Annotated in this window: 10 protein-coding genes; 8 read left to right on the top strand and 2 right to left on the bottom strand. The window is 57.6% G+C overall.

Annotated features, from left to right (window positions below):
• Positions 1–426: hypothetical protein (locus tag Cth01_RS24190; RefSeq protein ID WP_217997472.1), on the top strand; the 426-nt coding region annotated here is incomplete at its 5' end.
• 657 nt (positions 427–1,083) lie between these two features.
• On the opposite strand, the gene Cth01_RS17930 is transcribed toward Cth01_RS24190, so the two are convergent.
• Complete coding sequence (locus Cth01_RS17930) at positions 1,084–1,881, bottom strand: AraC family transcriptional regulator (protein WP_045839967.1); 798 nt, start codon at positions 1,879–1,881, stop codon at positions 1,084–1,086.
• A 94-nt stretch (positions 1,882–1,975) separates the two neighbouring features.
• Between Cth01_RS17930 and Cth01_RS17925 the strand changes: the two genes are divergently transcribed.
• Positions 1,976–2,647, top strand: a complete 672-nt coding sequence (locus tag Cth01_RS17925; protein WP_233425220.1) for a pyridoxamine 5'-phosphate oxidase family protein — start codon at positions 1,976–1,978, stop codon at positions 2,645–2,647.
• A gap of 59 nt (positions 2,648–2,706) precedes the next feature.
• Here the strand turns inward: Cth01_RS17925 and Cth01_RS17920 are convergent, their stop codons facing one another.
• A complete protein-coding gene (locus Cth01_RS17920) occupies positions 2,707–3,348 on the bottom strand; it encodes a TetR/AcrR family transcriptional regulator (RefSeq protein ID WP_034380552.1) in 642 nt (213 codons plus the stop codon).
• A 243-nt stretch (positions 3,349–3,591) separates the two neighbouring features.
• On the opposite strand from Cth01_RS17920, the gene Cth01_RS17915 reads away from it, so the two are divergent.
• The 6 genes from Cth01_RS17915 to Cth01_RS17890 are packed head-to-tail and all read left to right on the top strand — an operon-like array spanning position 3,592 to position 10,657.
• Positions 3,592–5,286, top strand: a complete 1,695-nt coding sequence (locus Cth01_RS17915; protein ID WP_370688566.1) for an ABC transporter ATP-binding protein — start codon at positions 3,592–3,594, stop codon at positions 5,284–5,286.
• Entirely contained in the window at positions 5,280–7,049 is a 1,770-nt protein-coding gene (locus Cth01_RS17910; RefSeq protein WP_045839965.1) for an ABC transporter ATP-binding protein, read from the top strand. The genes Cth01_RS17915 and Cth01_RS17910 overlap by 7 nt, the downstream gene beginning before the upstream one ends.
• On the top strand, positions 7,049–7,990 hold the full coding sequence (locus Cth01_RS17905; protein ID WP_034353672.1) for an ABC transporter permease: 942 nt from the start codon (positions 7,049–7,051) through the stop codon (positions 7,988–7,990). Before Cth01_RS17910 ends, Cth01_RS17905 begins: the two co-directional genes overlap by 1 nt.
• Positions 7,990–8,946, top strand: coding sequence for an iron chelate uptake ABC transporter family permease subunit (locus Cth01_RS17900; RefSeq protein WP_045839964.1), 957 nt, complete (start codon positions 7,990–7,992; stop codon positions 8,944–8,946). Before Cth01_RS17905 ends, Cth01_RS17900 begins: the two co-directional genes overlap by 1 nt.
• Positions 8,943–9,719: an iron ABC transporter ATP-binding protein gene (locus Cth01_RS17895; protein WP_045839963.1), complete on the top strand. Its 777-nt coding sequence runs from the start codon at positions 8,943–8,945 to the stop codon at positions 9,717–9,719. Before Cth01_RS17900 ends, Cth01_RS17895 begins: the two co-directional genes overlap by 4 nt.
• Positions 9,716–10,657 (top strand): siderophore ABC transporter substrate-binding protein, encoded by a 942-nt coding sequence (locus Cth01_RS17890; RefSeq protein WP_045839962.1) that lies wholly within the window; start codon positions 9,716–9,718, stop codon positions 10,655–10,657. Before Cth01_RS17895 ends, Cth01_RS17890 begins: the two co-directional genes overlap by 4 nt.
• The last annotated feature ends 32 nt before the right edge of the window (positions 10,658–10,689 follow it).

Raw genomic sequence — 10,689 nt, 5'->3', positions numbered from 1 at the left:
TTAGGCTATTTGGGGGTAAGTTTCTGCTGCTTCATGGAGGCCATCATGCTGATTTACGTTAGCAACTGCCGTCAAGCACCAAGCGTTGAGTCGCAGGCCGAGGTTGACCTGTACCACTGGCGCATCCTGCAACTCAGCTCTGGATTGCTGCGCATTGCGGCACAGCTGGACTCTGGGTCATTTCGAGTGACAACCTCACTTAGTGCAATCGATCTTCCTCGGAGGGTTGTCAGAACCGAATCCGGTCGAAGATATCGCTTGTGTGCACCTCCAGAAGATGACCCATGCTTGGCGATGTTGATGATTGCCAATGTTGCACGTGGGTCCGGTGCGATCACGCATGATGTGAGTGAGGTTGTATGGAGTGCGGTGGAAGCTGGTGCGTGGCTAAGCGAAGGGGAGAGCTTAATTCCTGCGATGCAATAAGGTTGGCTGCTTTGATCGAAGTCAGGCGGACAATTCACGCTTAACCAATCCGTGCCAAGCATGCGGAGGAGTTGTTCAGTGCTAGCTCAAATTGCAAGCGATAGCGAGCAATGATACGGACATGTTTCTGACTTCCCTTTTGAGAATTGATGAGATGAGAATAGTTCCTGCACGATGCTAGGTGGATCTATTAGCGTCGGGAAAATCTTACGGCTAGCCTTGAGGTCTGTTGGGACTTCCTTGGCATGGACGCACGAGGATTTAAAAATCGAGTCGATTTAGACCGTGCAGCAACAAGAAAAAGTGAGCTAGTCTCTTTGGTCGGGATGTGTTTACGACATTAAGTACGCAGCTTGTACAGAGGGGCGACCTGGCAGCCGCATGGATCCTAGCCCAGTGTTTACGACATTAATTGGTTGGAATAGCTGTTCGGGGTAATTGAAGTCGTAGGCAGCGATCTGGTCTCCATGCGATCTTCCGTGGAGCTAGATTGCGTCAGCAAAGCCTAGACCCCTTCTCCTCGTAAAAGCGCTCCTTGTGAGCGCTTTTTTTATTGAGATTCAACACTCAAGCTTCGGTGATGCGGTGTTGAACAAGACGACTGCAGCAAATGAAAGTGTGAAGTCTGCCTTGGCCTGAGGACTCAGCTGATCCCTGCTAAACGGCTTTCAAGCGTGATCGATAACATGCCGGCGTTTCACCGAAGGTCCGGCGAAACAGGCTGATGTAAGCGCTGATACTGGCATAGCCGAGATCCAGTGCAATGGCTGTAATGCTTATGCCTTCTGCAAGCATCTCAAGTGATCGCAATAGGCGTACGCGCTGGCGCCAGGCAGTGAAATTAAAGCCTGTCTCGCTGACAAATCTGCGACTGAGAGTGCGTGAGCTGATGGCTCCGAAATTTGCCCAGTCATCGATGCTGCGCTCGTCGGCTGGATTGGCTATCAAAGCTTTGGCGATACGTTGCAGACGCGCATCTGCTGGTATGGGCAGACCAAACTCCTCAACCGGCAGGCTTCTGATCTCGTCCAGAACCACAGCGCATATATGTGACTGTGCTTGACTCGATAGATCGGAGGCTTGCGGCATGGAGCTGGCAATACGCAGCACCGCTTCGCGCAGCAGGCCCGATACCCTGATGATGCAGGGCTGTGTCGGCAAATTGGCGCATGCGGCTTCTGCCACATAGGCGCTCCATCCATGGTAGGGGCCGAAGGAGCGCCCAGCGTGAGCATGATGGGGAGGAAGCCAAACGGCATGTATGGCCGGCACCACCCAGAGACCGCCATCGACCTGCACCGAGATCAGGCCTTTGATTGAACCAAACAATTGACCGCGTGCATGCTGATGCATCTCGGAAGATAGTTCACTCTCCAGCATTTGAGTGGCCGCTACAACACTGGGCCCGTCAGGAGAGTCCATATAGGAGCCCAACAGATGCATGAGATCAGGCATGGCGGATTTGAGTTATCTAATGGCCGATAAATTCTACAGCCGCCATATCACCTAGGCCTACGCTTGCAACTTTCCTCAAACACAGGAGTTTCACGTGCCTTTATCAAAAGACTCGGCGGATCAAGGGTTGCACGAGAGCAGTCAGTCAGATGCAGTTGATCTGAATCGGCTATACGCGCACCCAACGGAGCGAATTCAGAAAGCGGTTCTCGATCATTTGATGGATTTCCACAAGGCGTATTTGGCAAAAGCGACGTTTTTCTGTCTTGCCACGGGAGATGGGAATGGCTTGGATGCATCGCCACGCGGAGGTCCTCCCGGTTTTGTGCGGGTACTGGATGCACGCACCTTGGTTTTTGCGGACTGGCCCGGCAACAATCGCATTGCCTCCTTGCGCAATCTTCAGAATGACGACCGGTTGGCGATGCTGTTTCTCTTCCCTGGTCTGGAAACCTTTTTGCGAATCAATGGACGCGGTCGAGTTTCATCCGATGGTGACCTGATGCAAGAGTTGCGAGAAGGGATCAAGGTGCCAAAAACTGCAATAGTGATTCGGATCGATGAAGTGTTGTTCCACTGTGGACGTGCCATCAATCGCGCCCGGTTGTGGCGTGACGAGAGTCATCTGGACCCCAATCATCTGCCTACAGTCGGAGATGTGATGGCTGGCCTGGCCCAATTGCAGGGTGACGCTCAATTCACATCAGAACAGATCGTTCACGCAAATGAGCGCTACTCAAGTGCCGTAAGAACTGAGCTTTATTGAGCACTCACAGCTTCGCCCCATCTCTGCCGCATGCCCCCTGCGGTCTCGCAGGACTCGAATTACTTGTTTATGCGGGCGCCGATCTTGGGGTCTGGCCTGCTTTCGAGTAGCCCCAGGGCTCCTGCTATCAAGGCATGGGTTCCCTCAAGCAATTCTGCCTCCATCTCTGCCTCTTGCAGTTGCCCGTCCGCTTCGTCAAGCGGCTCCAGGCGGGCTGCGGCATACACCGTGTCGGCCGCAGAGATGCAAAAGAAGGTCACGGTGGAGAGCAGCCAGCGTGATTGTTCCTTGGTGATGCCGTAGGCCTGTGCAATATGGGCCTGATGGGCGCTGATCTTCTCCAGCATGGCCGGTGTGGCCGCCAGGCGGCGAATCACGAAGGGAGTGACGCCGGGGTGCGCTTTTACGAACTGTCGTGTGGACGCAGTGAACCCCATAAGGTATTCCTCCAGCCCGATCTGCTGAGGGCTTGTTGCCTGCGGCAACTCCCAGCGCTTGAAGATTTCCTCTGCAATCAGGTGTTTGAGTGCTTCCAGGCTTGGCACATGCTTGTAGAGCGCCATGTGGCTGACGCCCAGTGCAGCGGCAACGCCGACGAACGTAATGCCAGGAAGGCCGATGGAAATTCCGGCGTCTGCAATTTTCTCTCTGGTGATGGAGCGTGGTCTCCCACGAGTCGAGGGCTTGGGTGTGTGGGGCATACGCTGGTTCTCAGTCTCTGGGCGAGATTGTCGGTGATTCACATCACTCGTCGTAGACCTATTGCTTGAATCGTTTTGAATTAGTTTATCATCATGCAACTAATTCTCGTAAAGCTTCTCGTTCGCATCTTTGTGAGAGATGGCCTTCTTCCATATCGAATGTCTACCTCTGAATCGCTTGCAGTTGCTGCCAGACCCGCGCAGCCGATCGCCCGGATATTCGCGCCTGTTCGCGGGCGCTTGATGCTTGCTGGCCTGAGCGCTGCGGTTGGCACCATGTTCACGCTGGTGCCACTGGCGGTCATCGCGCATATCGTCAAGCAAGCCTTGCTCGATGACTTGGGGGGCATATGGGTCAGCATCGCTGTCGGAGTGCTGTGCATGTTCGTAGGCATGGGTTTGGTGATCGTCGCCGAGCTGATCGCGCACCTGGCAGACAACCGCCTCACTTACGATCTGCGCCTTGCTGTAATCAAGCGGCTGTCGCAAGTGCCTTTGGGCTGGTTTACTGCCCGCGCCTCAGGGGAGGTCAAGCAGGCGCTGCAGGACGATATCGCGACGCTGCACAGTCTGACTGCGCATTTCTATACCGCCGTGGGGCGTGCGGCCGGGGCGATCGTGATTGCAGTGATTTATCTGTTTGTGCTGGATTGGCGCATGGCGATCTTTGCGCTGCTGCCATTTCCCGGATTCTTCGTTTTTCTCAAGCGCGCAATGAAAGCCAGCAATGCGCACATGCAGGAGTTCGTTGCACGACTGGGGCGGATCAACAGCGCTACGGTGGAGTTCGCGGGCGGGATTCCGGTCATCAAGGCCTTTGGTGGAGCGAGCCTGGTCCACGCAGGTTACAGAGATGCCGTGGATGGATTTGCCAGTGCCTTTACGGATTTCACTCGCCCGCTGGTGATCTCCATGGCTCGTGCGCATGCATTGATTGCGCCTGTGACCGTGCTCGGTGTGGTGCTGGCTTCTGGCGCTGCGTTTGTGGCCATGGGCTGGATGCAGCCTCTTGATGTATTGCCGTTCGCACTCGTCGCGCCCGGTATTTGTGCGCCGCTTTTGCTTTTGCATACCTTGCTGCATGACCTGCAGGGTGCAACCGGTGCGGCCCAGCGCGTGCTGGCATTGCTGGACACTCCGGTGCTGCCGCAACCGGCGCCGGGGCAGCCATCGCATCCTGAAGGCAATGCCGTGCGTTTCGAGCAGGTGGGTTATGCGTATGCGGCAGAGCATCAGGTGCTGTCCGGCATCAGCTTCGACATGCATCCCGGCACCGTCACGGCCGTGGTCGGCCCTTCGGGTTCAGGAAAATCCACGCTGGCACGTTTGCTGTTGCGGTTTTTCGATCCCGCACAGGGGCGCATCACTCTGGGTGGAGTCGATTTACGGCAGATCACCAGCACAACCCTGTATCAACGCATTGGCTTTGTGCTGCAGGAAGTGCAGCTGATTCACGCCAGTGTGCGCGAGAACATTGCGCTGGCCCGTCCATCGGCCACTATGGAGGAAATCGAGGCAGCAGCCCGCGCAGCCCACATCCACGATCGCATTCTGGCGTTGCCGCGTGGCTACGACTCCGTGGTTGGCGAGGATGCGCAGCTCTCCGGTGGGGAGCGCCAGCGCCTGAGCATTGCCCGGGCAGTGCTGCTGAATCCGCCCATTCTCGTGCTGGATGAAGCTACCGCATCTGCAGATGTGGAAAGCGAAGCCTTCATTCAGGACGCACTTTCTCGCTTTGCACGTGGGCGCACCTTGCTGGTGATTGCACACCGGCTCGACACCATCGTGCATGCGGATCGCATTCTGGTGCTGCGCGATGGAGAGATTGCCGAGCAAGGCAGACATGCGCAACTGATGGCGGAAGACGGTCTCTATGCGCGGCTGTGGCAGCTTGGTGCTTATGCCAGCCCGATGCCAAAGAGTGAGCTGCCATGCTGAAGACCTTTTTGAAGTTGCTGGGTGATGATGCACGCCTGCTGCACCGCTACACATGGATGGCTGTTGCCTACGGTGTGCTGTGCGGTCTGACGATGGCAGTGCTGCAACCGTTGCTGACGCATTGGTTGCAAGGTGACTGGCGTGCAGCCATGGGCTGGCTATGCGTGCTGCTGCTGGGTGTGCTGCTGTCATGGATTGCCAGACGTGTCGTGGAGCAGGCGGGCATCCGTGTCGGCGTGGCGGTTCTGCAAGGCGGACGGCATCGCCTGGGCCTTCATATGGCGAGTCTGCCCATCGGCTGGTATACGCCGAAAAATACCGCGCGCATCGGCCATGTGGTGACGCAGGGGATGATGGGCATCGCGCAATTGCCAGCGCATGTTTTCACTCCACTCATCAGTGGTGCGGCCACGGCCGTGATCGTGTTGGTGGCACTTCTGGTTGTGAGTCCGGTCCTGGGGCTCACTGCGCTGATTGCGCTTCCATTGCTTGCAGGATCGTTCGCATTGACCTCGTCGATGTCGGCGCGCGCCAATGCAGCTTTTCAGCGCGACTTTGCCCAAGCCAGTCAGCGTGTGGTGGAGTTTGCCCAGGCCCAATCCGTGCTGCGCGCGTTCAGCGGCGATGGCCGCAGCACACGCTTTCTGGAGCAGGCCATTACCGAGCAACGTCAATCCGGACTGCGGCTGGTGGTGTTGTCATCGCTGTCCTCCGTATTCTGTGTATGGACCGTGCAGCTGATCTTTGCCGTGCAGCTGGTGGTCGCGATATCCGGTTTGAACGCAGCGTCCGGTGGCTCTTTGTCCACAGCGCAAATCATTGCCTTGACGGTTGCGTTATTGCTTGTGGTGCGTTTTATCGAGCCCTTGCAGGAAATCGCCGGCTACGCGGAAGTGCTTAGGAGTGCAGGCTCGCAGCTGCAAGCAGTACAGGAGCTATTTGCCGTGCAGCCGCTGCCGCAACCGAAGCAGGCAACACTTGTTGGCGATTCTTGCGTGGAGTTGCGTGATGTGCGGTTTCAATATCCAGGGTCTGCAGATGAAGTGCTGCACGGTGTGAGCTTGCATGTGCCGCCGCGCAGCATGACGGCGCTGATAGGTGCATCTGGTTCCGGCAAGTCCACGGTGATGCGACTGATCGCCCGTTTCTTCGATGCCACGCAGGGCGAGGTCTTGATCGCAGGCGTGGATGTCCGTGACATTGGCGATGCGCAACTGGCCGGGCAAATCAGCCAGATCTTTCAGGATAGCTATCTGCTTTGCGGCAGCATTGCCGACAACATCCGCATTGGCAAATCGGACGCCAGCGATGCGCAAGTTCTGCAAGCTGCGCATCAGGCCGGGCTTGATGAAGTCATTGCGCGATTGCCAGACGGGGTGCTGACAATGGTGGGCGAAAACGGCGCACGTCTTTCCGGAGGGGAACGCCAGCGCATAGCGATTGCCCGGGCCTTGATCAAGGAGTCCCCCATCCTGCTGGTGGATGAAGCCACTGCTGCGCTGGACGCAGAGAACCAGTCCATCATCGCTCAAACACTTGCACGGCTGAAGGGGCAGCGCACGCTCATCGTGATCGCGCACCAGCTCTCCACCATTGCCATGGCAGATCAGATTGTGGTGCTGGAAGGCGGCGGCGTGGTAGAGAGCGGATCACCTGCGCAGTTAAAGGCAAGTCAGGGTCGCTATGCCCAATTGCTTGCGCAGAGCCGCGCTGCCAAAGGCTGGCGCATGAACGCAGTGCAAATGTCCGAGGATGCCGTGTGATGCGCAAGCGTTGGTTGCTGGTGTTTGCTGTGCTGTGCGTGGTGTCCGTGCTGCTGGGGGCGCGGCAGATGGTGTGGTCGGACGTGCTTTCATTCTCCGGCGATGCCTGGCTCACCCTGACTGCAAGCCGCTTGCCGCGTTTGGCGGCGCTGGTGCTTACGGGGGCGGGTCTGTCGGTGTGCGGCGTGATCCTGCAGCACATCGTGCGCAACAAGTTTGTGGAGCCGGGCACCACAGGGGGGCTGGATGCGGCCAAGCTCGGTATCTTGGTGGCGCTGACCGTGATGCCTGCTGCGGGAACCCTGAGCCGGATGCTGTTTGCGCTGGTGTTCTGCCTGATGGCAAGTCTGCTGTTCATTGCCGTGATTCGACGTATCCAGTTTCGCAATCTGGTGCTGGTGCCCGTCGTCGGTCTGATGTACGGCAGCGTGCTCACCTCGATTGCCGAGTTCTATGCATACAGCCACAACATTCTGCAAAGCATGCAGGGCTGGTTGCTGGGTGACTTTTCCCGCGTGGTGCAAGGCCATTACGAGATTCTCTACATTATTTTTCCGGTAGTGATGCTGGCCTATCTGTATGCGCACCGCTTCACTGTGCTGGGCATGGGCGAAGACATCGCCACGAGTCTGGGCCTGGGTTATGCAGCCACGGCCATCATCGGTTTGGTGCTGGTGGCATTGACGATTTCTGCCACGGTGATTGCCGTGGGGGCGATTCCTTTTGTGGGCCTTGTCGTGCCCCAGCTGGTTGCCATGCGCTGTGGTGAGAACTTGCGACGCACATTGCCATTGGTGGCTTTGGGAGGTGCATCACTGCTGTTGGCCTGCGACATTGCAGGCCGCCTGGTGATGTACCCGTTCGAGGTGCCTATCGGCCTTACTGCCGGTGCGGTGGGCGGTGTGATGTTCCTGGTGCTGATTGTGCGGGGACTTCGCTGATGCGCATGTCGTTGACCAAGACCTGCTGGTTCGCAGCGCTGTCGATTGCACTCCTGGCGCTTGCTTTTGTGCTGCTGGGCTCCGGACTGGATACGGATTATGTGATCCCCAAGCGCCTTGTACGCCTTGCGTCGATTGTCATTGGCGGCATCTGTGTGGCAGTGTCGGCCATAGTGTTTCAGGCGCTGGTGAACAACCGCATTCTGACGCCGTCCATCATGGGTTACGAGGCCGTGTATCTGCTGTGGCAGGCCATGCTGCTGTTGCTGCTGGGTACACATGGCTTGAGCATGCTTGGCGTACACGGGAATTTCCTCGTCTCCGTGCTGTTGATGCTGACCTATTCATGGGCACTTCAATGGTGGCTGTTGCGCCGCGGCCGCAATGATGTCTATGTGCTGCTGCTGCTCGGTCTGGTGCTGACCATGGTGATCGGCACGTTCACCCAGTTTGTGCAACTGCGCATCAGCCCCGGCGAGTTTGCAGTGTTTCAGGGCGTGAGCTACACATCCTTCAATCGTGCCAAGCCGCAGACTTTGCTCTATGCAGCTATTGCGGTAGCGGTCGCCTGTGCCGTGGTCCGCAAGACGCTGGCGGTGCTGGATGTGCTGGCTCTGGGGCGTGAGCAGGCCATTTCTCTGGGCGTGCCGCATGGCCGGTATTTGCAGCTCTACCTGGCGCTGATCGCCATTTTGGTGGCGCTGTCCACCAGCCTTGTGGGACCCACAGCCTTCATGGGCATCTTTGTGGCCAACATCGTCTACGCCCTGGTTCCGCATGCACGCCACCGCGTCACGCTGCCGCTGGGGTGTGTGGTTGCCATTGCCATTTTTCTTGCCGCTCAACTGCTGGTTGAGCATGTTTTCAACTACAAGACCACCGTCAGCATCCTGGTGAATCTGGTGTGCGGTGTGTATTTCCTGGCACTGATTGTGCGCAAACGGGGTGCAGCATGATGGGTGTCAACCATCTTTCCAAGCAATATGGCGGCAGGACGGTGTTGTCAGACGTGAGCGTGGAGTTTCCTGCTCAGCGCGTCACATCGCTGATCGGACCCAATGGTGCGGGCAAGTCCACGCTGCTCATGCTGATGGCGCGCTTGCTGGAGCCCAACAGCGGTGCGATTCAGTGGCAGGCACGTGACGTCAGCCGAATTCCCGTTGCCGAATACGCACGGCATGTTGCCACGCTGCGCCAGGCCCCCGGCTTCAATATGCGCCTGACGGTGGAAGAACTGGTCGCTTTTGGACGTTTCCCGCATAGCCGTGGCGCGCTGACTGTTCAGGATCGCCGAGCCATGGATGAGGCAATCGCCTTTCTGTCTTTGGAGTCGCTGCGTCACGCTTTCATCGATGAGATCAGCGGCGGCCAGCGGCAGATGGCATTTCTCGCAATGACGATTGCGCAGCAGACAGATGTGCTGCTGCTCGACGAGCCACTCAACAACCTCGACATGAGGCATGCCGTACAGATCATGCGCGCACTGCGTCGCCTCTGCGATGAGCAGGGCCGCACCGTGATTTTGGTGATTCACGACATCAACTTTGCGGTCAATTACTCGGACCACATAGTCGCGCTCAAGAACGGAGCCCTGCGCTTTCACGGCCCGGCTCAGGACGTGGTGACCGAGACGCGCATGGCCGATCTGTACGAGCTGGATTTCGAGATCACGCGCAATCAGCGTGGCTGTTTCTGCAATTACTTCACATCCAGGGAAGATCACTCATGAATTCGTTGCGCAGGCAAATCCTGCTCTCTGTTGCCGGCATGGCGGCTTTGTCCTCCGCGCCAGGCATGGCCCACGCCTATGAGCCTATTTCCATCCGTCACAAACTGGGCGCCACGCTTATCAAGCGTCTGCCGCAGCGTGTGGCGGCGCTGGAGATGAACGAGGTGGACTTCCTCGATCAGCTTGGCGTGCCCGTTGCGGGAATGGTGAAGGACTACGTTCCCCATTTCCTCGCCAAGTACAAGGGCGACGCCAAGGTGCAGGACCTCGGCGCCATCGTTCAGCCTAATCTGGAGCGTGTGCACGCGCTGCGGCCGGATCTCATCCTGATGACATCGTTGCAGGCCGGCAAATACGAGGAGCTGGCTGAAATTGCCCCCGCCTTGTACTACGAGGTGGACTTCAAGAACAGCGAGAAGGGACATATCGAAGTCGTCAAGAACCATCTGCTGACCCTGGGCCGCATATTCAACAAGGAAGGGCTTGCCAGCGCCAAGGCTGCAGAGCTGGATGCACAGGTTCAACAGGTGCGGCGCATCACGCAAGGTCGGCCGGAGCGGGCCATGATCGTGTTGCACAACAACGGAGCTTTCAGCTCCTTCGGTCTGCAATCGCGTTACGGCTTCGTGTTCAGCGCGCTGGGCGTGAAGCCCGCAAGCTCTGCGCTGGAAACCAGTCTGCATGGGCAACCCATCTCCAGCGAATTCATCCAGCAGGCGGATCCGGAGATCCTTTATGTGGTGGATCGCACTGCGGTGATGGAGCGCCGCCCCGTCATCAATGCCGATGGCATTGCCAATCCCTTGCTGCGCCAGACCAAGGCCTGGAAGAACGGGCGCGTGGTGTTTGTCGATGCAGATGCCTGGTACACCACAGGTGCCAGCCCAAGCTCACTGAAGCTGTTGTTTAGCGATGTGCTCAAGGGCTATTCGCGCTGATTGCTTCTTTATTTGTCGTAGCCAGGTCCATA

It is taken from the genome of Comamonas thiooxydans, assembly GCF_000964545.1.
Lineage (GTDB): Bacteria > Pseudomonadota > Gammaproteobacteria > Burkholderiales > Burkholderiaceae_C > Comamonas > Comamonas thiooxydans.
Note: the sequence above shows the minus strand (reverse complement) of the source record. Positions and strands in the feature narration are given on the sequence as shown.

What these genes read in the sequence shown, in the direction of transcription:
- Cth01_RS17920 (WP_034380552.1), bottom strand. Translation starts at nt 3,348, where the DNA reads ATGCCCCACACACCCAAGCCCTCGACTCGTGGGAGACCACGCTCCATC.
- Cth01_RS17900 (WP_045839964.1), top strand. Translation starts at nt 7,990, where the DNA reads ATGCGCATGTCGTTGACCAAGACCTGCTGGTTCGCAGCGCTGTCGATT.
- Cth01_RS17905 (WP_034353672.1), top strand. Translation starts at nt 7,049, where the DNA reads ATGCGCAAGCGTTGGTTGCTGGTGTTTGCTGTGCTGTGCGTGGTGTCC.
- Cth01_RS17890 (WP_045839962.1), top strand. Translation starts at nt 9,716, where the DNA reads ATGAATTCGTTGCGCAGGCAAATCCTGCTCTCTGTTGCCGGCATGGCG.
- Cth01_RS17895 (WP_045839963.1), top strand. Translation starts at nt 8,943, where the DNA reads ATGATGGGTGTCAACCATCTTTCCAAGCAATATGGCGGCAGGACGGTG.
- Cth01_RS17910 (WP_045839965.1), top strand. Translation starts at nt 5,280, where the DNA reads ATGCTGAAGACCTTTTTGAAGTTGCTGGGTGATGATGCACGCCTGCTG.
- Cth01_RS17915 (WP_370688566.1), top strand. Translation starts at nt 3,592, where the DNA reads ATGCTTGCTGGCCTGAGCGCTGCGGTTGGCACCATGTTCACGCTGGTG.
- Cth01_RS17930 (WP_045839967.1), bottom strand. Translation starts at nt 1,881, where the DNA reads ATGCCTGATCTCATGCATCTGTTGGGCTCCTATATGGACTCTCCTGAC.